Below are 24,710 nucleotides of genomic sequence, written 5' to 3'. Positions count from 1 at the left end.
ACAAAGGAGGCAAACGATGCATGACCCTTATTTGCTGTTGCTCCTTTTCCTGTTGTTTATCGCAGGTCTGTGCTTACTGTTACGTCGTCAATAATCGGGAGGTGAATATGACCACCATGAAAAGCTGCCTTGACTGTGGCAAATGCTTCCAGGCGGAAAAAAGCGCGCCAGCTTTCGAGCTGAAATCGCTGCTGTGCCTGTTGAGCCGCTCACCGTTCGCGCTGCGTCTGATGTTGATCGAAAAGCTCACCGGCAAAAAACTTGCCGAGCGCCCCTGCCCGAATCTGATCTGGCGCGGCTAAGCGCATCCCCTGACTAATTTTGATTGCGGCGCGATTGATCGCGCTGCTTTTGTTTGTCTGCGAAAAAGACATAAAAAAAACGGCCCCATCGGGGCCGTTTCGTTTGCAACTCTGGTCTAAGCAAAAACTTAGAAGCTGTAGCCTACGCCAGCAATCCAGGTGCCTACGTCGACGCTGCGGATGCGGCTCTGCTCGTAGCCCACGTCCAGTGCAACGTTCTGAATCGGGTTGAACTGCAAACCTGCACCGTAAGAGAAACCTACGTCGCTGGTGTCAGATTTCTGACGGTCAGCACCGTTAGACTGGTATTTACCGTAGCCCAGACCTACAACACCGTAGATGCTTGCCCAGTCGTTCAGACGGTAAGCAGGACCACCAGTGATGCCGTAGTACTGGCCTTTGTTGTACACGCCAGCGTCAGTGCGATCTTTCTCGGTGTAGGTGAAAGAACCGATCCAACCCAGCGGGTTAGTACCGTCTTCGTAACGGTATTTCAGGTTGAAACCGTTAGCTTTGTTGGCAACACCCTGGTAATCGCTCTGAGCGTAACCACCGGTAACGGTGCTCTGCGCCATGGCAGAACCTGCTGCGACTGCCAGTACACAAGCCAGTGCTGAAAGACATGCAATTTTTTTCATAACCACCTCAAATGTGATAAAACTTCTCTCCTGACAACGCCTAAAAATATAACAAAAAATAGCGCGAAACTCTGCCGTTAATTTGTTGTCTAACAGATTGTTTGGTGTAACAGAAAGTTAATGAAGTTTCCTATGTCATTCATTTTTCTTATAAAAAGCGTCATCAAACTGCAATGAACTTTCTTCCCGCCATTTACACCTTTAAGTAAATTCCTAATCCTGGCTGACATTTCTTTACGGAAATGGACCTGAAATTGGCTGTTTTTTCAGCTGCCGTTGCGATTATTTTTGCCGAAAGTGCGCCTCCTTATTTGCGCGCAATTCCTTTACACTGCTGGCTGTTACTTTGATGTTAATAACAACAGGGATTGATTCCAGCATGTCTGCACCTCTGACTGCCAAAAAACTGACGCCGGTGGTTTTCCCAATCGCCGTGCTGCTGATTGCCATGCTGTCGCTACAAGGCGGCGCATCATTGGCGAAATCGTTGTTCCCCACCGTCGGTGCGCCCGGCATCACCGCCCTGCGTCTTGGGTTGGGTACCCTTATCCTCTGCGCCATCTTTAAACCCTGGCGTCTGCGTTTTACCCGTGAACAACGTATGCCACTGCTGATGTATGGCCTGGCGCTCGGTTGCATGAATTATTCCTTCTATCTCTCCATCCGTACCGTGCCGCTGGGTGTCGCGGTTGGACTGGAGTTTACCGGGCCGCTGACGCTGGCGTTGCTGGGTTCCCGACGTCCACTGGACTTTCTCTGGGTGCTGCTGGCAGTAATCGGTTTATGGTTTCTACTGCCGATTGGTGAAGGAATGAGTCATATCGACCCGCTGGGTGCATTGCTGGCCGTCACGGCTGGTGCCTGCTGGGCGATCTACATTCTGGCGGGTCAGCGCGCGGGGGCTGAACACGGCCCGGCGACGGTAGCGATGGGTTCCTTAATCGCCTCCGTTATTTTTGTCCCTCTCGGTCTGACCTTTGCGCATAGCGGTATCTGGCACTGGGAAATTTTGCCGCTAGCCCTGCTGATTGCCTTACTCTCCAGCGCCATTCCTTATTCGCTGGAGATGATGGCGCTCACCCGCTTACCCGCGCGTATCTTTGGCACGTTGATGAGCCTGGAACCCGCCATGGCCGCGCTCTCCGGCATGTTATTCCTTGGTGAATTACTGACGTTAAAACAATGGTTTGCCCTGCTGGCGATCATTATCGCCTCAGCCGGTTCCACGCTAACGATGAAACCGAAAAGCCCACAAATTAACGAAGTAGATTTAAATCCCCCACAATAAATATCGATATATTCAGCCAGTTCTCTGACTGGCTGAATATATAAACCATTCTCATTATCAATTTTTATTTCTTGCCGGCCTGTTTTGTTATTATTTTGCAACATTCATGAAAGACAATTAACAGATATATTTTATCTGCATGATAAAACTAGTTTTTGTAATTAACTTACCCTCACAGCATTTAATCTCCCAGCGATGATCAATGGGTGTTTACCTATTCCTGATATTGACTGAATCAATCCTGCAAGCCAGGGAAGTGCTGCTATACTTATCCCCGTGCTTGATTAGGACAACCCATCAACAAGAGGAATTTAATGATGAGTACCGCAAAACTGGTTAAAACAAAATCTTCCGATCTGATTTACACCCGTAACGACGTGGCTGATAGCGAGAAGAAAGCCACCATTGAGGTGCTCAACCGTCTGGTAGTGGAGTTTATTGACCTGTCGCTGATCACCAAACAGGCGCACTGGAACATGCGCGGCGCGAACTTTATTGCGGTGCATGAAATGCTGGACGGCTTCCGTACCGCGATTACTGATCATCAGGACACCATTGCTGAACGTGTGGTACAGCTGGGCGGCGTTGCGCTGGGCACCACTCAGGTGGTCAACGATAAAACGCCACTGAAAAGCTACCCGCTAAATATCCACAGCGTACAGGATCATCTGAAAGCGCTGGCCGACCGTTATGCCATCGTGGCAAACGATGTCCGTAAAGCCATCAGTGAAGTGAGCGATGAAGATAGCGCGGATATTTTCACCGCCGCATCACGCGATCTCGATAAGTTCTTGTGGTTTATCGAATCTAATATCGAATAATCAGTAAATTCTTAATCAGGCGGGTTTAACCCGCCTTTTTTATGCCTGTGTAACATCCTGGTGCTTTTTTTGACACCGTTAACAATTTCTTCATCCCTGCTTTTCCTGCCCTGCGCTCTGGGGCACACTGTGCCCTGCACCACAAAGGCACCACGCACTATTTTGGTGCTTCATGATGGTGCATTTCGTTTTCTGTAAGCAAAATCGTGTCAGCAACGTTATGCAACCTGCTGATTTCGCGACAAATGAAAAGTTGGCATAGTTTTTTCATATGATCAGCCGCAAATCAGGCCAGCAGGTCTGGAAGGTAATAAGGAAAAATGATGAAGTCACTGATTAAAGTCTCCGTGGCAGCCCTGGCGCTGGCCTTCTCTCTTTCATCCACCGCAGCAGATAAAAAACTGGTTGTCGCCACTGACACCGCTTTCGTTCCGTTCGAATTTAAGCAGGGTGACCAATATGTCGGTTTTGATATCGACCTGTGGGCCGCTATCGCTAAAGAACTGAAACTGGACTACACCCTGAAGCCAATGGATTTCAGCGGCATCATCCCGGCACTGCAAACCCGCAACGTCGATGTGGCGCTGGCAGGTATCACCATTACCGATGAACGTAAAAAAGCCATCGATTTCTCTGACGGCTACTACAAAAGCGGTCTGCTGGTGATGGTGCGTAGCAACGAAAACAACATCAAAAGCATCGATGATCTGAACGGCAAAGTGGTGGCAGTGAAAAGCGGCACCGGTTCTGTTGATTACGCCAAAGCGCACATCAAATCGAAAGATCTGCGTCAGTTCCCGAACATCGACAACGCATACATGGAGTTAGGCACCAACCGTGCTGACGCCGTGCTGCACGATACCCCGAACATCCTGTACTTCATCCACACCGCGGGCAAAGGTCGCTTCAAAGCGGTTGGTGAGTCAATCTCAGCCCAGCAGTACGGTATCGCGTTCCCGAAAGGCAGCGACGACCTGCGTGAAAAAGTGAACGGCGCGCTGAAAACCCTGCGTGACAACGGCACTTACAACACCATCTATAAAAAATGGTTCGGCAGCGAGCCTAAATAATTCGCATCTTGTTCTATTTTTATCTTTGCAGCAGGGCTGATTCAGCCCTGCTTTTTCCATCGCAACAAATTCTGGAGTTCCACCATGGAGTTTGACTGGAGCGTCATTTGGCCTGCCCTGCCAATTTTGCTGGAAGGCGCCAAAATGACCCTGATTATTTCGGTCCTCGGCCTGGTCGGCGGTTTGATTATCGGCCTGGTGGCCGGTTTCGCCCGCGCTTACGGCGGCTGGATCGCTAACAACATCGCACTGGTTTTCATTGAATTGATTCGCGGCACGCCAATTGTGGTGCAGGTGATGTTTATTTACTTCGCCCTGCCGATGGCCTTCCCGGACCTGCGGATTGATCCGTTCACCGCTGCGGTGGTGACCATTATGATCAACTCGGGTGCCTACATCGCGGAAATCACGCGCGGTGCGGTGCTGTCAATCAACAAAGGCTTCCGTGAAGCCGGTCTGGCATTGGGTCTGTCTCGTCGCGAAACGCTGCGTTACGTGATCATGCCGCTGGCGCTGCGTCGTATGCTGCCGCCGCTGGGTAACCAGTGGATTGTCAGCATCAAGGACACCTCGCTGTTTATCGTGATTGGTGTGGCAGAACTGACCCGCCAGGGCCAGGAAATCATCGCCGGTAACTTCCGCGCGCTGGAGATCTGGAGCGCCGTTGCCATCATCTATCTGGTTATTACGCTGGTGTTGAGCTTTGTGCTGCGCCGTATTGAGAAAAGGGTGAAAATCCTGTGATTGAATTTAAAAACGTCTCTAAAAACTTCGGCCAGACCCAGGTTCTGCACGACATCAACCTGAAAATTAATCAGGGTGAAGTGGTGGTGATTATCGGCCCATCCGGTTCCGGTAAATCAACGCTGCTGCGCTGCATTAACAAGCTGGAAGAGATCACCACCGGCGATCTGATTGTCGATGGCATGAAGGTGAACGACCCGAAAGTCGACGAACGCCTGATCCGTCAGGAAGCAGGCATGGTGTTTCAGCAGTTCCACCTGTTTCCGCAGATGAGCGCCCTGGATAACGTGGCCTTCGGTCCGATCCGCGTGCGCGGTGCGAAGAAAGAAGATGCGCAGAAGCTGGCGCGTGAGCTGCTGGGTAAAGTGGGCCTTGCCGAACGCGCGCACCATTTCCCGTCTGAACTTTCCGGTGGTCAGCAACAACGCGTCGCCATTGCGCGCGCACTGGCGGTAAAGCCGAAAATGATGTTGTTCGATGAGCCAACCTCTGCCCTCGACCCTGAACTGCGCCATGAAGTGCTGAAAGTGATGCAGGATCTGGCTGAAGAAGGCATGACGATGGTCATCGTGACGCACGAAGTGGGTTTCGCACAGAAAGTCGCCTCGCGCCTGATCTTTATCGATAAAGGCACCATCGCCGAAGATGGCGACCCGGACGCGTTGATCACCAACCCGCCGAGCGATCGTCTGCGCGAGTTTTTACAGCACGTATCTTAATCCGCTGTTGTACCGTAACGGTGCGGTTTATCGCGCGCCGTTACGGCATCCCCCTTTCGGACTCATCTCCCTCCCCCACTGTCTATACTTTCCCCTTGTGCGAAGCTGAAGGAGAAAGCCATGTCGTTTGCCCGCCCACAATGGCGTCGTGCCATCTGTTGGAGCCTCAGTCTTATCTGCCTGCTGCTGATCCCGACCACTCAGGCGGTCACGCTGCCACAGGCGGCAGTTGCCGCACAGCAATCCTCTCCCCCCGCCAGCAGTGACAGCACCCCAACCCTGGAAGAGAAAAAAGCCGCCTATGCCGCACTGGCTAACATACTGGAAAATAATGACTCACGTCAGGAGTTGATTGATCAGTTACGCCAGGCAGCCAGTACTCCTTCCACCAGCGCAGCACCGGTACTCGAACCGCCAAAAGCGACAGATGAAGATCCTACCGTGCTGGAGAGCGTCACCAGCGTGACCCGAGAATATGGTGGCGAGGTGGCGTCACAATTTGCCCAGCTGCATAACAACATCGCCAATGCCCCGCACAAACCTTTCAACCAGCAAACCTTCTTTAATGCCCTGAAGCATTTTGTGGTGCTGGCAGTGGCGGTGTTTGCCTTTTACTGGCTGGTACGCCGCCTGATGTCACCGTTTTGGCATCGCATGGGACAATGGGGCCGTGATAAAAACCGCGATCACAACAACTGGCTGCATCTGCCCGCGACCATCACGCTGGCGTTCATTATCGATTTGCTGCTGCTGGCGTTAACGCTGTTTATTGGTCAGATCATCAGCGACAACTACCACGGTGATAACCGCACCATTGCTTACCAACAGGGGTTGTTTCTCAATGCCTTTGCGTTAATTGAGTTCTTCAAAGCGGTGCTGCGCTTAATCTTTTGCCCCAACTACCCAACGTTACGTTTTTTCCATTTGCCAGACGATCGCGCTCGTTACTGGAATACCCGTCTGAGCTGGTTAAGTGGCATCATCGGCTACGGTTTGCTGGTGGTGGTACCTGTCGTGTCTAATCAGGTGAATATGCAGGTCGCGGCACTGGTTAATGTCCTGGTGATGGGCATTATGACCGTCTGGGCGCTGTGGCTGATTTTTCGCAACAAGCGTCGCATCCACGATGCCCTCGCGCGCCTTGCCGATCGCAGCCTGAGTTTTTTTGCGCTGTTTATCCGCGCCTACGCTATGGTATGGCACTGGCTGGCAAGCGCTTACTTTATCGCCCTGTTTCTGCTTTCCATTTTTAATCCCGGTGACAGCCTGAAGTTTATGATGTCAGCCACGGTGCGCAGTCTGGCGATTATTGGTATCGCCGCGCTGATTTCCGGCATGTTAACGCGCTGGATTGGTAAAACGCTCACGCTCTCCCCAGAGTTGCGCCGTAACTACCCGGAGTTACAAAAGCGCGTCAACGACTGGGTAAAAGCGCTGCTCAAACTGGCGCGGGTGATCACCGTGCTGGCGACCCTGCTGTTGTTGCTGAATGCGTGGAACCTGTTTGACCTCTTGCACTGGCTGACCTTTGGCACCGGACAGAAGATGGTCGACGTGCTGATCCGCATCGTGATGATTGTGTTGCTGTCGGCGATTGGCTGGACGCTGCTGGCGAGCCTGATTGAGAGCCGTCTGGCATCGGATTCCCACGGTCGTCCAATGCCAAGCGCCCGTACCCGCACGCTGCTGACGCTATTCCGCAACGCGCTGGCAGTGGTGATCAGCACCATCACCATTATGATTTTGTTGTCTGAAGTTGGGGTGAATATCGCCCCATTGCTGGCGGGCGCAGGCGCGCTGGGGCTGGCGGTATCGTTTGGTTCGCAAACGCTGGTGAAAGACATCATCACCGGCGTGTTTATCCAGTTTGAGAACGGGATGAATACCGGCGACCTGGTGACTATCGGCACCATCACCGGCACGGTGGAACGGATGTCGATTCGCTCCGTCGGAGTACGCCAGGATACCGGTGCGTTAAATATTATTCCCTGGTCCTCGATCACCACCTTCGCCAACTTTGTGCGCGGCATCGGCTCGTTCGTCGCCAACTATGATGTTGACCGCAGCGAAGACACGGAGAAAGTGAATGCCACCTTACAAGCGGCGGTGCAAGAATTGCTGGAAAATCCGGAAATTCGCGGCATGGTGATTGGGGAACCCAGCTTTGCCGGGCTGGTCGGGCTGACCAACCAATCCTTCACCGTGCGTGTCTCCTTCACCACCCAACCGCTGAAGCAGTGGTCGGTGCGGTTTGCGCTGGATGATAAGGTGAAAAAACACTTCGATGCTGCGGGCATCAAAGCGCCGCATCAGACGGTGGAGGTGATGCAAACCGGCAGCGATGTCGCATCCGCCGCCAGTTTTCAGGCGTTGCCGCCGGGCGCGTGAATTTAGCGCTTCAGTCGCTGAGCGCGCGAGGCTGGCGGCAGGAAGGTCCAGGCGATAAACCGGCTCTGCTTCTGTCCCTGCGCCATCTCGATAATGCGTACCTCGTACGCATCAAGATCGCGCAGTTGGTCGCGCAGCGCGGGCAAATTCTCCTTGCGTGACACCAGCGAAGTGAACCACACAATACGGTCAGCAAAAGCAACGCTTTCGGCAATCATCTGACCGACAAACTTGCGCTCGCCGCCGTCGCACCACAACTCGTTATGCTGACCACCAAAGTTGAGCGGCGTGCTTTTCTTCAAGCCAAGGTTACGCACTTTACGCTGGCTGCCCGCCGCAGCGTCTTCTGCCGAAGCATGGAACGGTGGATTACACAGGACCGCCTGATAGCGTTCATTTTTGTGCACCACCCCGGCGAAAATCGCCTCGGGTTGCTTCTGACGGCGCAGGCGAATGCCACGCTGTAACCCCGGATTGCTGGCAACAATCTGGTTGGCGGCGGTGATCGCTTCTGCCGTGATATCGGTGCCGGTAAAGCGCCAGCCGTACTCGGCATGACCAATCAACGGATAGATGCAGTTGGCACCGCAACCAATATCCATCACGTCCACATCGCGCGGGATCACCCCGCCGTTATCAGTCGCCAGCAAATCGGCCAGCGCATGAATATAATCCGCCCGGCCCGGTACCGGCGGCGTCAAATAGCCTTCCGCCAACTGCCAGTTGAGGTTATAAAACAGCTTCAGCAGCGCCTGATTAAGTAACATCACCGCCTGCGGATCGGCAAAATCCACCGACAGCTCGCCGTAGCCGTTCGGGCGCACCTTGTCTGCCAGTGGCGGATGCGCCGCCGTTAAAGCAGCAAAATCATAACGGCCTTGATGGCGGTTACGCGGGTGGAAGGGCGAGGTGGCGGCTGGTTTGTTCATAGGTTCTCCGATCGATAACGCGGCGTAAGATACTCCGTGTTGGGAAAAAAAGAAAATCTCTGCCCATTTGCGTTACGCTGTTAAATTCCGTAGCGGCGCAATTTATTGCGCGTTTTGCCCTATTTCAGCCACGCCAGGAGATGTTATGACGCGTCAGCGCTATACCTACCAACCCCGTGCCGGTCACGGCTTACCGCACGATCCCCTCAACGCCATCATCGGCCCACGTCCCATTGGTTGGATCAGTTCGCAAAGTGCCAACGGGGTGCGCAACCTTGCCCCTTACAGTTTTTTTAACTGCTTCAACTACCATCCGCCCATCATTGGTTTTGCCAGCAGCGGCTGGAAAGACAGCGTGCGTAATATCAGCGAGAGCAACGAATTTGTCTGGAACCTGGCAACGCGTCCACTGGCCGAAGCGATGAATGAAAGCTCCGCATCAATTCCCCCTGAGCAGGATGAGTTTGCGCTGGCTGGCTTAACGCCAACCCCCGCTTCGCATGTCAACGTCAGCATGGTGGCGGAAAGCCCGGTTAACTTTGAGTGTCGGCTGACGCAGTGCATCCGTTTACAGGATGTGCAGGGTGCGGAGCTGGACAGTTGGCTGGTACTGGGTGAAGTGGTGGCGATTCATATTGATGAACAACTGCTGGAAAACGGCATCTATCAAACAGCGAAAGCGCAACCCATCCTGCGTGCCGGTGGCCCCTCGGCCTACTACGGCATCAGTGAAGCGTTGCGCTTTGATCTGGTGCGACCGGACGCCCGCCGCGCTTAACCCTGGTGGGTTTTGAGGACCTGCACAGCACGCGCCATTTCCGGTGCCAGCCAGCGATCCTCCTGCCAGTTGGCAACCACCGCACGCAGGCGACGCAACGCCTGCGCCGTGCCGCTTGCCAGCTGGTCTTCACCGTGGAAATCCAGTGCCTGCGCCGCCAGCAGATATTCGATAGCGAGGATCTGCCAGACATTCCCCACCAGTTTCAGCAGCTTCAGCGCCGCGCCGGTACCAAGACTCAGGTGATCCTCCTGCAAACCGGAAGTCACAAAGTTATCCAGCACCGCCGGTTGCGCCAGTTGACGGTTCTCCGCGCACAGCGCAGCCGCAACATATTGCGCGATCATCATGCCGGAATTCACCCCCGGTTGCGCCACCAGGAACGCCGGTAACCCGCTCACCAGCGGATTCACCAGACGGTCAAGCCGACGCTCCGCAATGCTCCCCAGTTCCGCCAGGGCAATTGCCAGCAAATCACAGGCCATCGCCACGGATTCACCGTGTGGATTGGCCTGCGACACCACGCGCCAGTTCTCCGGCGTGCCAAGCACCAGCGGGTTGTCAGTGCAGGCGTTCAGTTCAATATTGACCTGGCGTGCAGCATGATCAAACTGATCGCGACTCGCTCCGTGGACCTGCGGCATGGATCGCAGACTGAGCGCATCCTGAGTGCGTACCCCGACACTGGCCGCCAGCAAGGGGCTGTCGCTCAGTAACTGACGCAGCCGCTCGGCGCTCAGTTGCATGCCCGGACTGGCCTTCAGCGCGATGATTTCCTTGTCGAAAGCCGCCAGTTGCCCACGCAGCGCTTCAAAACTCATTGCCCCGGTGACATCCGCGCAGTCCAGCAGGCGTGCTGCATCGTCCAGCGCCAGACACGCCATGCCGGTCATACAGGGCGTGCCGTTGACCAGACTCAGCCCCTCTTTCGCACCCGGACGGAACGGGGTTAAACCGGCCAGCGCCAACGCCTGTTCGGCAGGCATGACTTGTTGCTGATACGTCACCTCCCCCACACCAATCAGCGCCAGACCGATATGCGCCATATGCGTGAGATAACCGACCGACCCCTGTGACGGCACCTGCGGGATAATATGTTGATTCAGTAACGCCAGCAGTTGCTGCACCAGCGCCACCGAGACACCGGATTTACCGTGACTGTAGTTCGCGATAGCGGCACACATAATCGCCCGCACGTCATCCGCAGGCAGCTGCGGCCCGACACCACAGGCGTGACTCAGCAGCGTATTGCGCGACAGCTGCCCCAGTTGTTCTTCCGGCAAAGTGATGTTGCACAACGCCCCCAACCCGGTGTTGATGCCATAGGCGATATGGCCGCTGGCGACAATCTCGTCCACGATGGCACGCCCGTCGGCAATGCGCTGCCAGGCGCTGGTGCTCAGGGTTAACTCCGCGCCGTGACGCGCCACTGCGACCACATCCTGCCAGCTTAACGGGCTGTCGCCCCAGGTTACCGTGCCACTCATGCCGGTTGCTCCGTACGTTGATGGCTGGAAATAAATTGTTTAAACCGCTGCGAACCCTGTTCACCGAACAGCGCTTCCGGCGCGCCTTCACAATCGATGGTGCCCTGATGCATAAACACCACGCGGTTCGATACGTTGCGCGCAAAGCCCATCTCATGCGTGACCACCAGCATGGTGCGCCCCTCTTCCGCCAGGCTACGCATCACCTTCAGCACTTCGCCGACCAGTTCCGGGTCCAGCGCCGAGGTGGGTTCATCAAACAACATCACTTCCGGGTCCATCGCCAGCGCACGGGCAATCGCCACGCGTTGCTGCTGACCACCCGATAACTGCGCCGGATAAAAATCTTTGCGATTGAGCAGACCAACGCGATCCAGCAGTTGCTCGGCCTGGGCGATGCAGCTTTTTTTGTCGCGCTTCAGCACGTAATGCGGCCCTTCAATCACGTTTTGCAGCACCGTCATGTGTGACCAGAGATTGAAGCTCTGGAACACCATGCCGAGCCGTGAACGCAGACGCTCAATTTGTTTCGGATTGGCCGCCAACTGATGACCACGGGCGTGGCGCTTCATCTCAATGGTTTCGCCCCCCACGCTGACCACACCGGCATCCGGCGTCTCCAGCAAGTTGATGCAGCGCAACAAGGTGCTTTTGCCCGATCCGCTGGCACCGAGAATGGAGATCACATCGCCTTTGCGCGCCTGTAAATTAATGCCTTTCAGCACTTCCATCGCGCCGAAGGATTTATGGATGTCGGTGGCCGACAGGGTAATCGGGGGTAAATGGTGCATATCACTCTCCGGCAATCGGTTTAACGGCGGGCAACGGCTTTTTTTCAACGCGATGCACCGGGGTCAGACGGCGCTCAAGCAGCGCGTAAAGCTGGACGATAATAAAATTAAGAATCAAATAGATAGCCGCCGCACACAGGAACACCTCCATAGTGCGGTAGGTACGCTGAATGATCTGCTGTGCCACACCGGTCACGTCCCAGACGGTGACCAGACTGGCAAGGGCGGTGGATTTCACCAGCAAAATCGCCTCGGTGGAGTAAGCCGGTAGCGCGTAACGCAACATAATCGGCGCGATAATGCGCCGCAGCAGCAGGCCACGCGACATGCCGCACGCCAGCCCCGCCTCTACCTGACCTGGTGGCACCGCCAACAGCGCGCCACGCAGGATCTCGGCGGTATAGGCGGCGGTACACAGCGACAACGCCAGCACGGCACAGGTAAAGGGTTCGCGCAGAAACGGCCAGACAAAGCTGTGACGGATCACGCCGAACTGACCAAGACCGTAGTAAATCAAAAACAGTTGAATCAACAGCGGTGAGCCACGAAACACCAGAATATAGCCGCGCGCAAAGCCACTCAGCACCCGCCAGCGGCTCATGCGCAGCGTCAGAATGCCCAACGCCAGCACCCCACCACACAGAAAGGCGCTGATAAACAGGCCGAGCGTGACCGGCAGCGCGGCGCTCAGTTTCAGAAAGGTGTCACTCAGAAAGGCAAAGTCGATCATACTGCTGCTCCTTAATGCTGCGCCGCAGTGCGACTTTGCCAGGCGCGGCCAAGGCGTAATTCCGCCCGGCGAAACGCATGGTTGGAAAGCAGAGTCAGCACCAGATAACAGGCACCGCCCACTAAATAAAAGGTGAAGTAATCACGGGTAGAACCGGCGGCGATCTGGCTGGCGCGCATCAATTCAACGATGCCGGTTACCGACACCAGCGCCGAATCTTTCAGGCTCATCTGCCAGACATTTGACATGCCGGGCAACGCATAGCGCACCACTTGTGGCAGCAAAATGCGTTGGGCGATGCGCCATCGCGGCATACCGATGGCGACGGCAGCTTCAATCTCACCTTTCGCCAGCGCCAGCCGCGCTGCCCGGTAGACTTCACCCTGATAAGAACCCGAGATAAGCCCGATCGCCAGAGCACCAATCAGAAACGGCGGCGCTTCGATAAAACCATCCGCACCGAACATCTGACCGATCAGGGTGATCAATCCGGAACCACCGAAGTAGAACAGGTAGATCACCAACAATTCCGGGATACCACGAAACACCGTGGAATAGGCTTCGCCCAGCCAGCGCAGCCAGCGTTGCGTGGAGAGTTTCGCCGCTGCGATGCCGGATCCCACCAGCGCGCCAATCAGCAACGCCGCCAGCGACAGCAGCAAGGTGGTTAGGGCAGCGCTCAGGATCAGACGGCCCCAGCCGTCAGCACCAAAACTCAACAGGCTCATCATGGTTGACCTCACTTACGGGGTTACGTCAGTTTTAAACCACTTCTCACTCAGGGTTTTCACGGTGCCATCGGCCAGCGCCGCATGGATGGCGGCATCCAGTTTGGCTTTCAGATCGCTGTCAGCCATGCGCACGCCCATCGCTTCGCCTTCACCCCAAATCGGGCCACCCAGTTGCGGGCCGCTGAAGGTCAGGTTGCTGTTCTCTTTACGCGCCAGCATCGACTGCGCAAAGGTGACATCGTCGAACACCGCGTCGATACGACCGGCCTGAAGATCAAGGATGGCATCCGCCGAGGTGGTGTATTCGCGTACGTCAGCGACATCTTTGAAGTATTTATCGATAAACGGGGTGTAGACGGTGCCGGAGGCAATGCCGATGGTTTTACCTTTCAACGCAGCTTTCAGGGGTGCAATCGCCGGCTCGATCTCTTTGGCATCGTCGTGCAGCTTGATGATTTTGCTGTCTGGCGGCAGCAGAGAATCTTTTACGGTGATAAAGGTGGCTGGCGTAGAGGCATACGGCGTGGTGAAGCTGACCACTTTTTTGCGATCCGGGGTGATAACAATCGCATCCATGATCACATCATATTTTCCGGCGTTCAGTCCGGCGATCATCCCGTCCCAGTTCTGCACCACCAGCTTGCACTGACCCCCCATGCGTTTGCACAGATCGGTCATCAGCTCAGGTTCAAAGCCACCCAGTTTGCCGCCCGGCAGGGTCAGGTTCCAGGGTTCATAGCTGCCTTCGGTAGCAATGGTGATCGATTTCCACTCTTTGGCCTGCACGGCAACACCGCTCAGCAGCAGGCTGGAAAACAGGGTCGTGAGGCAAAAACGGCGAAATGTGGTGCGGTGCGTCATGCGGCTTCTCCTGGTCGATAATCGGTAGGTGCTGTCTTTGCGTTTTTTCGCAAATGACATTTCATGTATATACAAGTTAGCCTGCGCCAGATCATTGTCGGCTTGAGTTTTTTGTGAGCCAGATGCAATAAATCGTGTGAATGGCGATGCGGTCTGTACTTGTACATACAACCTAGCAAACGTTGTGCCAGCTCGTAATGCCAGGTGGAATCAGGGGATATGAAGCAACGGAACGGTGAGTTGCACTATGGAGTGGCAAGGCTCGCACCACACTGGCGCAAGGTTTCAGTAACAGACACGCATCGTAGCGGCGCGATTTATCGCGCGGGTTTTGCTTTCCGCGCCAAAACATTGCGCGATAAATCGCGCCGCTTGTATCTTGAAGTTGTAACTGGTTAGCTACCCGTTACACGAAACGGAGGCAGCTTGTCGCGCCGCTTAAGACCCGATCTTGTGCCGTAGCTTAAAGCCCTCCGTTTCTCCTTTCACGCCAGCATCTACTCTGAACGGTAACCAGAAGCTCTGACTTCGTATGTACAAGGCAAGATGGCGTGATGGTTCATGTGAAAGGGAGCTGTCTTATGATTTATCTCGGTATTGATGTCAGTAAAAACAAACTCGACCTCTGCCTGTTGCCCGGCAACGGGAAAAAGAAAACCAAAACCCTCAAAAATCATCCCGACGCCGGCCGGGAGATAAATGACTGGTTAATCAGGCAAAAATGCCATCCTGAACAGGTGATGGTGGTGCTCGAAGCGACCGGCATTTATCACGAAAACGTCGCCTTCAGTCTTCATGAAAATACCCCCGTCACGGTCTGCATCAGCAATCCTCAGCGGGTCAGGGAGTTCGCCCGTGGAATGGCTATCCTGACTAAAAACGACTCCGTTGATGCTTACATCCTGGCCCGTTATGGCGAGCTGAAACAGCCTGATGCCTGGGTGCCACCCTCCCCGGAGGTCCGTAAACTTCGGGAGCTGGTGCGTCTGCGGGACTCACTTCAGGCTGATGTCCAGCGGGCGGAGAACCGACTGGAAAAAGCCCATTCAACCCGCACAGCGCCTGAAATCATTGACTCGCTGGAGAGAACCCTGAAAGCCCACAGGGACGAGCTGAAGCGTATTGAAGCGCTCATCTCAGACCACACAGATAATCATCCGGGTCTGAAGGAAGACCGTGAGCTGCTGGAATCGATAAAAGGAATAGGCAGCGTGGTGGGCACGACAATGCTGTCGGTGCTGCGCTCGTGTCCGTTCCGGAGTGCTTCACAGGTCGCTGCGTGGCTGGGTGTGGTACCGGTGGAAAAAACGTCCGGGAGCTCAGTCAGGGGGCGTGCGCGGATGTCAAAAACAGGCCCGGCAGACGTAAGGGCGAAACTGTATATGGCGGCGATCGTAGCGATCAGGTGGAATGCCCCAGCGAAGGCGCTGTACCAGAGGCTAATCGCGAAGGGCAAAGCCAGCAAGGCCGCGCTTGGAGCGGTGATGCGCAAGCTGGTTCATCAGTGCTTCGGGGTGCTGAAAACGCGGATGAAGTGGGATGAAAATTACGCAGCTACCGCTTGACGTTCAAGACGGTAGCTACGGTAACGTGCAAACATTTATAGCGGCACGCTTTATCGTGGGGGGTTTACGCTTTACCCTGCTGCAAAAACGCCTGCAACAACGGCTTCAACACCTTCTGCAACTGGGCGGCGCGTGCCTGCTGCCACGCGAAAGGTGGGGTTTCATCCATATAATTGATCTGCGCCAGCTCCAGCTGTACCGCCTGCACGCCCTGCTCTGGCTGCCCATAAGCACGGGTGATATAGCCGCCCTTAAAGCGTCCGTTGATCACCCAACTGTAATCCGTTTGCGCGCTGCACACGTCCTGAATCGCTGTCGTCACCGCTGATGAACAACTGGCACCGTCATTGGTCCCGATATTCAAATCCGGCAGACGCCCCTCAAACAGACGGGGGATCACCGAAGCAATTGAGTGCGCATCAAACAGCAACGCGTAGCCGTGCTGCGCCTTGATACGCGCCAGTTCCTGCTGAATCTGCTGATGGTACGGATGCCAGATATTATCCAGATACCCCTGACGTTGCGCCGCCGTCGGCGTTTTGCCTGGCGCAAAGGTTGGCGTGCCATCAAACAACGTTTCCGGGTACAACCCGGTGGTGGCAGTGCTGTACAACGGTTGATTGTCCGGCGGACGGTTGAGATCGATAACAAAACGCGAGTAGTGGCCAATCAGCACGCTGGCTCCCATATCGCGCACAAAATCATACAGCAGCGGGATATGCCAGTCGGTATCCGGCAAACCACGAGCGGCGTCGCTTAATCCGGCATCGACTTCTGGCGTCAGTTGCGTCCCGGCATGCGGAATGCTGACCAGCAGCGGCAGCTTCCCTTCAGTAAAATGAAACGGTGTCATTGCGCTTCTCCACGATAGATAACCTGGCACGGCAATTCGCCGCCCAACCAGTAAACCAGCTCCGCCGGACGCGCCAACGGCCAGTGGACGAAGTTCGCCACTTTGCCTGACTCCAGCGAACCATGCGTCTGCTGTAAACCCAGTGCCTGTGCGCCCCACAGGGTCACACCTGCCAACGCCTCTTCCGGCGTCATGCCGAACAGCGTGCAACCCATATTCAGCATCAGACGTAGCGATAATGCCGGTGACGTACCCGGATTGGCATCGCTGGCCAGCGCCATCGGCACCCCATACTGACGGAACAGCGCTACCGGCGGCTTCTGCGTTTCGCGCAGCAGGTAAAACGCGCCCGGCAGCAGCACCGCGACGGTGCCATGTTGCGCCATCGCCTGCACATCGCTTTCGGTGGCATATTCGAGGTGGTCTGCCGACAATGCGCCGTAACCTGCGGCCAGCGCCGCACCACCCAGTGAGGAGAGCTGCTCGGCATGCAGTTTCACCGGCATCCCCAGCGCCCTGGCTTTATCGAACACCGCGCTGACCTGCTGTGGCGAGAAGGCCAGATGTTCACAGAACGCGTCCACCGCATCCGCCAACCCTTCCGCCTGCACCTGCGGCAACAGTCGCTCGCAAATAATCTCCACCCAGCCCTGCGGGTTGTCTTTAAACTCGGGCGGAAAGCTATGCGCCGCCAGACAGGTCGCCAGCACATCGGCAGGCACGCTTTGCGCCAGCTCGCGAATGGCACGCAGCATCGTCAGTTCACTGGCTTCATCCAGCCCGTAACCGGACTTGATCTCAACTGTGGTCACCCCCTCCGCCAGCAGGCGATCCAGCCGCCAGCGCGCCGAGGCCACCAGTTCCTGCTGAGTCGCCGCACGCGTCGCACGTACCGTGGAGAGGATGCCGCCGCCCTGCGCGGCGATCTCAGCATAGCTGACACCGTTCAGGCGCTGCTCAAATTCCGCGCTGCGGTCACCGCCAAATACCAGATGGGTGTGACAATCCACCAAACCCGGCGTGATGATGCCCCCCTCAAACTGGTGCTGCTCACGCGCGTTAAATGCCGGTAGCTCACTGCGCGGGCCTACCCACACCAGTTTTCCCTGATCCACCGCCAGCGCGCCGTCGGCAATCAGGTTGTAGCGGCCCTCGCGCATGGTCACAATATCTGCGCCCAGCCACAGGCTGTCGATCTGCTTCGCTTCTGCCATCCCCCGTGTCCCCTTCGCCTTTGGCGATTTACACTGCTCATCAAAGTATGTATATGTATATACAACCAACCGCCGTGTAGGATCAACCATGACGACTTTTTTTGCCCCCAGGGCATTGCTGGCCGATGGCTGGCATGAGCAAGTGCTGATTTCTGTTAATTCTTCCGGAGTGATTACCGATCTCACCCCCAATAGCGAACCGGGTAACGCCTCGCGCCTCGCGGGATCAGTGATCCCGGCCATTGCCAACCTGCATTCGCATGCGTTTCAACGCGCGATGGCCGGTCTGGCGGAAGTGGCTGGCGATCCGCAGGACAGTTTCTGGACCTGGCGCGATCTGATGTACCGCATGGTGCAGCGCCTCTCGCCAGAACAGGTCGGCGATATCGCCGCGTTGCTGTATATCGAGATGCTGAAAGGCGGCTACAGCCAGGTGGCGGAGTTCCACTACCTGCACCATGACGCTCAGGGCAAAGCCTATCCCGATGATGACATGCTGCAACAACTGATGGCCGCGGCGGCGACCGCCGGGATTGGCCAGACGCTGCTGCCGGTGCTCTACAGCTACAGCGGTTTTGGTTCGCAACCGGCCAGCGACGGGCAGCGCCGCTTTATTCAGCAGACCGACGCGTATCTGCACCAGCAGCAACGGCTGGCAACCTGGGTCGCTGACAAACCGCTGTTTAATCACGGCCTGTGCTTCCATTCGCTGCGCGCGGTGAATGAAGCGCAGATGCGCGAGGTCCTGGCCGCCAGCCCGGATCACTTGCCGGTGCATATCCATGTGGCGGAGCAGGAAAAAGAAGTTAACGACAGTCTGGCGTGGAGCGGCGAACGTCCGGTGGCCTGGCTGTTGAATCGCTTTAAGGTCGATCAACGCTGGTGTCTGATTCATGCCACCCATCTCGATGATGACGAAATCGCGCGTCTGGCAGCCAGCGGCGCGGTGGCGGGCTTGTGTCCGACCACGGAGGCTAACCTCGGTGACGGCATCTTCCCGGCGGTGGAGTACATCGCCCGTGGTGGTCGTTGGGGGATTGGCTCCGACAGCCATGTGTCGCTCAGCACGCTCGAAGAATTGCGCTGGCTGGAGTACGGCCAACGGCTACGCGATCGTCGTCGTAACCGCATCACCACCCCCGATCAGGCTTCCGTTGGCGATCTGCTGTGGCAACAGGCGGCGCAAGGCGGCGCACAGGCCTGCGGTATCAAGAGCGGTGAGCTGGCGGTCGGTAAACGTGCCGACTGGCTGGTGCTGCATCAGGATGCCTGGCTCGGCAGCGTTGAAAACGCCTCGCTGCTCAATCGTTGGTTGTTTGCCGGACAGCGCGAGCAAATTCGTGATGTATTTGTCGCGGGCAAGGCGGTGATTGAACAAGGCCAGCACCCGGCGCAGGAAGCCTGTGCGGCACGTTTTGCCGCAGCGATGAGGGCGTTACGATGAGAACCCGTTTCGCTTACGACACCTTACCGGTCAGCCGCTGGCGCAACGGCGGCGGCGAAACTCGCGAGATCATCAGTTATCCGCCCGGTGTGGCGGATTTTGCCTGGCGCGCCAGCATTGCCACTATCGCCGCTGATGGTCCCTTTTCCCCCTTCCCCGGTATTGATCGGGTGATCACCCTGCTGCACGGTGACAGCGTGTTGCTGACCAGCGCGCAGGGCGAGCAACAACTTCAGCCGCATCAACCCTGGCCGTTCCCGGGTGAATGGGCGATCGATGCCCGTATCGGCGCAAGCGCCTGTCAGGATTTCAACATCATGACACGCCGCGACAGTTGGCAGGCACTGGTGACGGTGCAGCAGCAGGCGGTGCGGGCCACGCATGGTGTGGCCTGGGTGCTGTCTGGTCTCTGGCAAAGCGCCGAAGGTGAGGTGCTGGAGGTGAATCAGGGGATGTGGTGGCTGGATGAAGAGACGCAGCTGGCACCGTATTCTGCCGATGCCAGCCTGCTGTTTACCGCACTCAGCCGTGTCCTCTGAAACGACCCAGTAACTTGTAACGCGAGCCGGGGTACAGCAGGCGCGCGTAGGTAACAATTTTGGTATCGCTCCAGGTCTGACGACGGATCAGCAAACAGGGTTCGTGCTCATCCAGCGCCAGATGCTTACGCTGGCGCAGATCCGGCAACACCGCTTCAACGATATGCTCGCCGGCGGTTAACGGCGCGACGCGCATCAAATAGGTGTAAGGCGTTAACTGATGATAATCCTGGCTGAGATAATCCGGTGCCACCAGCGGGTTGACCAGACGATCTTCCAGTTGCACCGGCATATCGTTTTCGTAATGCACGATCAACGAATGGTACAACGTCTGTCCGGTGGATAAACCCAGCACCGCCGCTTGCTCCGGGTCGGCCTTCATCTGCCCGAGCGACAAAATTTTGCAGCTGTGGCGATGGCCGCGCTGGGCGATTTCATCGGCGATGTTGTGCACTTCCAGCATCGCGGTGTAGCCCTTCATCTCGGCGACAAAGGTGCCCACGCCCTGCATACGCACCAGAAAACCTTCGCTGGTCAGTTCGCGCAACGCCCGGTTGATGGTCATACGGCTGACGCCCAGCTCGTTCACCAACTCGCTTTCCGACGGTACACGTTGATTGGCCTTCCAGTGACCTTCACGGATCTGGCTGATGATCGCCTGTTTAACGCGCTGGTAAATCGGCGCAGGCTCATCACCCATGGCCGCGGCCAATTGTGCTATTGCCGTTTGCTCAACCATATCCTGTTCCTTTTCCTGATAGTGCCCAGAGTTTACTGTCTCAGGCGGTAAATGTATATACATCCCGCAGTGCAACCAGCCCACTGCTTGTGCAGCATTTGCCTTATTACAGTGCAAAGCGCCACGCGACCTGGATATCAATCCGCATCACTACGCTGTTCACAGAATGTGATCAATCTGGCACAGCGCTTGCTACTTGTATAGACAAGAATAGACACTTATGCTTCACTCGCATTATTCATGGCATCGCCGACAAAACTTCCACAAGCCAATGTTGTCCGTGATTGCCGCTTTACTTGTATAGACAGGAGTAGACTATGTCAGGTTCGGTTCAGAATATTCGCCTCGTTCCCGGTGAAGTGGACCTCGCCACACTGCGCGCGATTTACCAGGGTGGCGTCGCATTAACGCTGGCTGATGAAGCGCGGGCCGCGATCGGTAGCGCCAGTGCCACGGTAGATGCCATCGTCGCCTCGGGCAACGTGGTGTACGGCATCAACACCGGCTTTGGCAAACTGGCACAGACGCAAATCCCGGCGGATCGTCTTGCCGAACTACAACGTAACCTGGTGCTGTCGCACAGCGTCGGCCTGGGTGAACTGCTGCCTGATAATGTTACCCGTCTGGTGGTTGCCACCAAGATCATCAGCCTGGCACGCGGCCATTCCGGCGTCCGCATCGCCCTGATCGAAGCGCTGCTGGCGCTGTTTAATGCCGGTGTGATGCCGTGTATCCCGGAAAAAGGTTCAGTGGGTGCCTCTGGTGACCTGGCCCCGCTGGCGCACCTGTCGCTGATGCTGCTGGGTGAAGGTCAGGTGCGTGTTGATGGCGTGCTGCTCCCGGCGACCGAAGGTCTGGCGCGTGTCGGCCTGACGCCGTTTGTGCTGGGTCCGAAAGAAGGACTGGCGCTGCTGAACGGTACCCAGGTTTCCACCGCGCTGGCATTGCGTGGCCTGTTTGAAGGGGAAAACCTGTTTGCCGCCGGATTGATGGCCGGTGCGCTGTCGCTGGAAGCCATCAAAGGTTCGATCAAACCTTTCGATGCCCGTATCCACCAGGCTCGCGGTCAGCAGGGACAAATCAGTGTCGCCGCCGCCGTAAGCGCGCTGCTGGAAGGCAGTGAAATTCTCAGCTCACACGCCAATTGTGGCCGGGTGCAGGACCCCTACTCCATTCGCTGCGTCCCGCAGGTTATGGGGGCATGCCTGGATAACCTGAGCCACGCCGCGCGCGTCTTGCAGATTGAAGCCAACGCCGCCTCGGATAACCCATTGGTGTTCAGCGACAGCGGCGATGTGATTTCCGGCGGTAACTTCCATGCCGAACCGGTGGCATTTGCCGCTGATATCATCGCGCTGGCAGTGGCCGAAGTAGGTGCGATTTCCGAACGTCGCCTCGCATTGCTGCTGGATACCGGTTTATCCGGCCTGCCGCCGTTCCTGGTACGCGATGGCGGCGTCAACTCGGGCTTTATGATCGCCCAGGTGACCGCAGCGGCGCTGGCATCGGAAAACAAATCGCTGGCCCATCCGGGTAGCGTTGACAGCCTGCCGACCTCCGCCAATCAGGAAGACCATGTTTCGATGGCGACCTATGCTGCGCGCCGTCTCGGCAGCATGTGCTTCAACACCGCCGCCGTGGTGGGGATTGAAGCGATGGCTGCCGCGCAGGGCATTGATTTCCATCGCCCTCTGCAAAGTTCCACCCTTATCGAGCAGGAGATGAGCCGTATTCGCGCGCAAGTCGCCTTCCTCGATCAGGACCGTTTACTGGCGCCGGATATTGACACCATGCGCCTGTGGGCCAGCAGCAATGCCTGGCCGGAAGCCCTTTCTGCGCTGCTGCCGAGCATGCGCACCACCAATGTTGAATAAAGGAACTGATGATGAGCGAAACTCTGACCCAGGCAGTTGCCCGTGAAATCCGAGCCCCACAGGGGAGTGAACTGCACTGCGCCAACTGGCTGATTGAAGCGGCTTACCGCATGATCCAGAACAACCTTGATCCTGATGTGGCGGAACGCCCGGAAGATCTGGTGGTGTACGGCGGCATCGGTAAAGCAGCGCGCAACTGGGAATGCTTTGAGCAGATTCTGCGTTCGCTGCGCGCGTTACAGCCGGAAGAAACCCTGCTGATCCAGTCGGGTAAACCGGTTGGCGTGTTCCGTACCCATGCTGACGCGCCGCGCGTGCTGCTGGCTAACTCCAACCTGGTACCGCACTGGGCCACCTGGGATCATTTCCATGAGCTGGATAAAGCCGGCCTGATGATGTATGGCCAGATGACCGCCGGTTCGTGGATCTACATCGGTGCTCAGGGCATCGTGCAGGGCACCTACGAAACCTTCGTCGAAGCGGGCCGTCAGCATTACGATAACGACCTGAGCGGCCGCTGGATCCTGACCGCCGGTCTGGGTGGCATGGGCGGCGCACAACCGCTGGCTGGCGTGCTGGCCGGTGCCTGTGTGCTGGCAATTGAATGCCAGGAATCGCGCATCGATTTCCGTCTGCGTACCCGTTATGTCGACCACAAAGCCTATACCCTCGATGAAGCGTTGCAGCTGATCGACGAAGCCACCAAAGCGAAAAAAGCCATTTCAGTTGGCCTGCTGGGCAATGCGGCGGAAATCTTACCAGAGCTGGTAAAACGCGCCAAAGCGGGCGGCATGAAACCGGATATCGTGACCGACCAGACCTCCGCGCACGATCCAGTCAACGGCTACCTGCCGATTGGCTGGGATGTGGACCGCTGGCAGGCCGAGCGTGCCAGCAACCCGAAAGCAGTAGAAAAAGCGGCGCGCGCCTCAATGGCAACCCATGTCCAGGCGATGCTCGACTTCTGCCATATGGGTATCCCGACCGTCGATTACGGCAACAATATCCGTCAGGTTGCGCTGGATGAAGGGGTGAAAAACGCCTTTGATTTTCCTGGCTTTGTTCCGGCCTATATCCGTCCGTTGTTCTGCGAAGGCAAAGGCCCGTTCCGCTGGGTGGCGCTGTCGGGCGATCCGGAAGATATCTATAAAACCGACGCCAAACTGAAAGAACTGTTCCCACACCACAAAACGTTGCACCGCTGGCTGGATATGGCGCAGGAGCGCATCGCGTTCCAGGGTTTACCGGCACGTATCTGCTGGCTGGGACTGGGTGAGCGCCATAAAGCTGCGCTGGCGTTCAACGAGATGGTGCGCAATGGCGAGCTGAAAGCACCGATTGTGATTGGCCGTGACCACCTCGATTGTGGCTCCGTTGCCTCACCGAACCGTGAAACGGAAGCGATGAAAGATGGCTCGGATGCAGTGTCCGACTGGCCACTGCTCAACGCCCTGCTGAACACCGCAGGCGGCGCGACCTGGGTCAGCCTGCATCACGGCGGCGGCGTCGGTATGGGCTTCTCACAACATGCCGGGGTGGTGATTGTCTGCGACGGCAGCGCCGAAGCCGATGTGCGTCTGGCCCGCGTGTTGTGGAACGATCCGGCCACTGGCGTCATGCGTCATGCGGATGCGGGTTACGAGCAGGCACAGGCTTGTGCGAAAGAGCATGGGCTAAATCTGCCGATGATGAAATAACCTGGCTGGCGGGCGTCAGGCCCGCCATTTTTTTGCCTGTCTTTGCGCAATTTATCACTCCACAAGACTCGGCAAAATTTGCGTGGTTCAGGCATTGATCTGCTGTAAGTCTTTCTCGCTCAGACCGGTGAATTTCATGATGGTTTTAATATCTACGTTCTCCCGCAGCATACGCTGCGCCACCTGCAATTTACCTTCCTGAAGCCTCTCCTGAAAACCTTCCAGAAAGCCTTCCATAAACCCTTCTTTAAACCCTTGCAGATAAGATTCCTGCCGCCACTGTTGTTCGATCGTCATAATCTGTTCCTTGAGTTGCGGTTTGGCTTGCATCAGTATTTTAACGACAAGTTCAACCACCATAGTGATGAGAGTGTCCGGACGTTATCACAGCAGTTATCTCACTGATATCTAAGGCGTGAAAATATCAGAGAGAGTTAAGAACTTCATAATATAGTGATAAAACAATCAGATTTAACCCCAGGTTGAGCAAGCACAACAAAGGGGTCCC

At 56.3% G+C, this 24,710-nt stretch carries 25 protein-coding genes; 14 read left to right on the top strand and 11 right to left on the bottom strand.

From position 1 onward, the window contains the following. Positions 1–107: 107 nt before the first annotated feature. Positions 108–302 carry a hypothetical protein gene (locus AC6I8T_RS06560; RefSeq protein ID WP_021182537.1) on the top strand — a complete coding sequence of 65 codons (195 nt, stop codon included), beginning with the start codon at positions 108–110 and terminating at the stop codon, positions 300–302. A 128-nt stretch (positions 303–430) separates the two neighbouring features. Here AC6I8T_RS06560 and ompX read toward each other — a convergent pair whose 3' ends face one another. After that, entirely contained in the window at positions 431–940 is a 510-nt protein-coding gene (gene ompX / locus AC6I8T_RS06555; RefSeq protein WP_021182536.1) for an outer membrane protein OmpX, read from the bottom strand. Positions 941–1,319: 379 nt separating this feature from the next. On the opposite strand from ompX, the gene rhtA reads away from it, so the two are divergent. The 6 genes from rhtA to ybiO all read left to right on the top strand — a co-directional run bounded on the left by rhtA (position 1,320) and on the right by ybiO (position 7,970). Beyond that, positions 1,320–2,228, top strand: coding sequence for a threonine/homoserine exporter RhtA (rhtA, locus tag AC6I8T_RS06550; RefSeq protein ID WP_497830336.1), 909 nt, complete (start codon positions 1,320–1,322; stop codon positions 2,226–2,228). A 317-nt stretch (positions 2,229–2,545) separates the two neighbouring features. Further along, the gene (gene dps, locus AC6I8T_RS06545; protein WP_036624544.1) at positions 2,546–3,049 is read left to right on the top strand and encodes a DNA starvation/stationary phase protection protein Dps; all 504 of its coding nucleotides are present in this window, start codon (positions 2,546–2,548) and stop codon (positions 3,047–3,049) included. A gap of 323 nt (positions 3,050–3,372) precedes the next feature. Next, a complete protein-coding gene (gene glnH / locus AC6I8T_RS06540; RefSeq protein ID WP_013508436.1) occupies positions 3,373–4,119 on the top strand; it encodes a glutamine ABC transporter substrate-binding protein GlnH in 747 nt (248 codons plus the stop codon). Positions 4,120–4,203: 84 nt separating this feature from the next. Further along, positions 4,204–4,863, top strand: coding sequence for a glutamine ABC transporter permease GlnP (gene glnP, locus AC6I8T_RS06535; RefSeq protein ID WP_013508435.1), 660 nt, complete (start codon positions 4,204–4,206; stop codon positions 4,861–4,863). Beyond that, on the top strand, positions 4,860–5,582 hold the full coding sequence (gene glnQ / locus AC6I8T_RS06530) for a glutamine ABC transporter ATP-binding protein GlnQ (protein ID WP_013508434.1): 723 nt from the start codon (positions 4,860–4,862) through the stop codon (positions 5,580–5,582). Before glnP ends, glnQ begins: the two co-directional genes overlap by 4 nt. Before the next feature lie 120 nt (positions 5,583–5,702). Further along, complete coding sequence (ybiO, locus tag AC6I8T_RS06525) at positions 5,703–7,970, top strand: mechanosensitive channel protein (protein ID WP_497833615.1); 2,268 nt, start codon at positions 5,703–5,705, stop codon at positions 7,968–7,970. A 2-nt stretch (positions 7,971–7,972) separates the two neighbouring features. On the opposite strand, the gene rlmF is transcribed toward ybiO, so the two are convergent. Beyond that, positions 7,973–8,899: a 23S rRNA (adenine(1618)-N(6))-methyltransferase RlmF gene (gene rlmF / locus AC6I8T_RS06520; RefSeq protein ID WP_208725094.1), complete on the bottom strand. Its 927-nt coding sequence runs from the start codon at positions 8,897–8,899 to the stop codon at positions 7,973–7,975. Positions 8,900–9,044: 145 nt separating this feature from the next. On the opposite strand from rlmF, the gene AC6I8T_RS06515 reads away from it, so the two are divergent. Continuing rightward, a complete protein-coding gene (locus AC6I8T_RS06515; protein ID WP_021182531.1) occupies positions 9,045–9,677 on the top strand; it encodes a flavin reductase family protein in 633 nt (210 codons plus the stop codon). On the opposite strand, the gene hutH (AC6I8T_RS06510) is transcribed toward AC6I8T_RS06515, so the two are convergent. Genes hutH (AC6I8T_RS06510) through AC6I8T_RS06490 form a run of 5 tightly spaced genes read right to left on the bottom strand, consistent with a single transcriptional unit; the run spans position 9,674 to position 14,277 of the window. Beyond that, positions 9,674–11,164: a histidine ammonia-lyase gene (gene hutH / locus AC6I8T_RS06510; protein ID WP_497833614.1), complete on the bottom strand. Its 1,491-nt coding sequence runs from the start codon at positions 11,162–11,164 to the stop codon at positions 9,674–9,676. The two genes, AC6I8T_RS06515 and hutH (AC6I8T_RS06510), sit on opposite strands and share 4 nt — an antisense overlap. Beyond that, positions 11,161–11,955, bottom strand: coding sequence for an ABC transporter ATP-binding protein (locus AC6I8T_RS06505; RefSeq protein ID WP_208725092.1), 795 nt, complete (start codon positions 11,953–11,955; stop codon positions 11,161–11,163). The genes hutH (AC6I8T_RS06510) and AC6I8T_RS06505 overlap by 4 nt, the downstream gene beginning before the upstream one ends. A 1-nt stretch (position 11,956) precedes the next feature. Continuing rightward, a complete protein-coding gene (locus tag AC6I8T_RS06500; protein ID WP_208725091.1) occupies positions 11,957–12,685 on the bottom strand; it encodes an ABC transporter permease in 729 nt (242 codons plus the stop codon). An 11-nt stretch (positions 12,686–12,696) separates the two neighbouring features. Further along, a complete protein-coding gene (locus AC6I8T_RS06495; protein ID WP_021182527.1) occupies positions 12,697–13,416 on the bottom strand; it encodes an ABC transporter permease in 720 nt (239 codons plus the stop codon). Positions 13,417–13,428: 12 nt separating this feature from the next. After that, entirely contained in the window at positions 13,429–14,277 is an 849-nt protein-coding gene (locus tag AC6I8T_RS06490; RefSeq protein WP_497833613.1) for a transporter substrate-binding domain-containing protein, read from the bottom strand. A 219-nt stretch (positions 14,278–14,496) separates the two neighbouring features. Here AC6I8T_RS06490 and AC6I8T_RS06485 point away from each other — a divergent pair, with 219 nt between their 5' ends. Both AC6I8T_RS06485 and AC6I8T_RS06480 read left to right on the top strand, forming a co-directional pair. Further along, the gene (locus tag AC6I8T_RS06485) at positions 14,497–14,676 is read left to right on the top strand and encodes a hypothetical protein (RefSeq protein WP_303464509.1); all 180 of its coding nucleotides are present in this window, start codon (positions 14,497–14,499) and stop codon (positions 14,674–14,676) included. A gap of 182 nt (positions 14,677–14,858) precedes the next feature. Continuing rightward, complete coding sequence (locus AC6I8T_RS06480; protein WP_497833612.1) at positions 14,859–15,842, top strand: IS110 family RNA-guided transposase; 984 nt, start codon at positions 14,859–14,861, stop codon at positions 15,840–15,842. Between the two features lie 64 nt (positions 15,843–15,906). Here the strand turns inward: AC6I8T_RS06480 and hutG are convergent, their stop codons facing one another. Next, positions 15,907–16,695, bottom strand: coding sequence for an N-formylglutamate deformylase (gene hutG, locus AC6I8T_RS06475; protein ID WP_208725090.1), 789 nt, complete (start codon positions 16,693–16,695; stop codon positions 15,907–15,909). Beyond that, the gene (gene hutI, locus AC6I8T_RS06470) at positions 16,692–17,909 is read right to left on the bottom strand and encodes an imidazolonepropionase (RefSeq protein WP_208725089.1); all 1,218 of its coding nucleotides are present in this window, start codon (positions 17,907–17,909) and stop codon (positions 16,692–16,694) included. The genes hutG and hutI overlap by 4 nt, the downstream gene beginning before the upstream one ends. A gap of 88 nt (positions 17,910–17,997) precedes the next feature. On the opposite strand from hutI, the gene AC6I8T_RS06465 reads away from it, so the two are divergent. Both AC6I8T_RS06465 and AC6I8T_RS06460 read left to right on the top strand, forming a co-directional pair. Then, entirely contained in the window at positions 17,998–19,353 is a 1,356-nt protein-coding gene (locus tag AC6I8T_RS06465) for a formimidoylglutamate deiminase (protein WP_497833611.1), read from the top strand. Further along, positions 19,350–19,892, top strand: coding sequence for a HutD/Ves family protein (locus tag AC6I8T_RS06460; RefSeq protein WP_497833610.1), 543 nt, complete (start codon positions 19,350–19,352; stop codon positions 19,890–19,892). Before AC6I8T_RS06465 ends, AC6I8T_RS06460 begins: the two co-directional genes overlap by 4 nt. Here the strand turns inward: AC6I8T_RS06460 and hutC are convergent. Next, the gene (gene hutC, locus AC6I8T_RS06455; protein ID WP_013508421.1) at positions 19,876–20,631 is read right to left on the bottom strand and encodes a histidine utilization transcriptional repressor HutC; all 756 of its coding nucleotides are present in this window, start codon (positions 20,629–20,631) and stop codon (positions 19,876–19,878) included. The genes AC6I8T_RS06460 and hutC overlap by 17 nt on opposite strands. A 317-nt stretch (positions 20,632–20,948) precedes the next feature. Here hutC and hutH (AC6I8T_RS06450) point away from each other — a divergent pair, with 317 nt between their 5' ends. Together hutH (AC6I8T_RS06450) and hutU are read left to right on the top strand one after the other, a co-directional pair. Continuing rightward, positions 20,949–22,505, top strand: a complete 1,557-nt coding sequence (gene hutH, locus AC6I8T_RS06450; protein WP_497833609.1) for a histidine ammonia-lyase — start codon at positions 20,949–20,951, stop codon at positions 22,503–22,505. Between the two features lie 11 nt (positions 22,506–22,516). Continuing rightward, positions 22,517–24,202, top strand: coding sequence for a urocanate hydratase (hutU, locus tag AC6I8T_RS06445; RefSeq protein ID WP_021182520.1), 1,686 nt, complete (start codon positions 22,517–22,519; stop codon positions 24,200–24,202). A gap of 87 nt (positions 24,203–24,289) precedes the next feature. On the opposite strand, the gene AC6I8T_RS06440 is transcribed toward hutU, so the two are convergent. Beyond that, the gene (locus tag AC6I8T_RS06440) at positions 24,290–24,499 is read right to left on the bottom strand and encodes an Rpn/YhgA-type helix-turn-helix domain-containing protein (protein WP_208725085.1); all 210 of its coding nucleotides are present in this window, start codon (positions 24,497–24,499) and stop codon (positions 24,290–24,292) included. Between the last annotated feature and the right edge of the window lie 211 nt (positions 24,500–24,710).

It is taken from the genome of Pantoea sp. X-Soil-OKNW-556 (assembly GCF_059730695.1).
The sequence above is the reverse complement of the archived record's forward strand: the minus strand, read 5'-3'. Positions and strand labels throughout refer to the sequence as shown.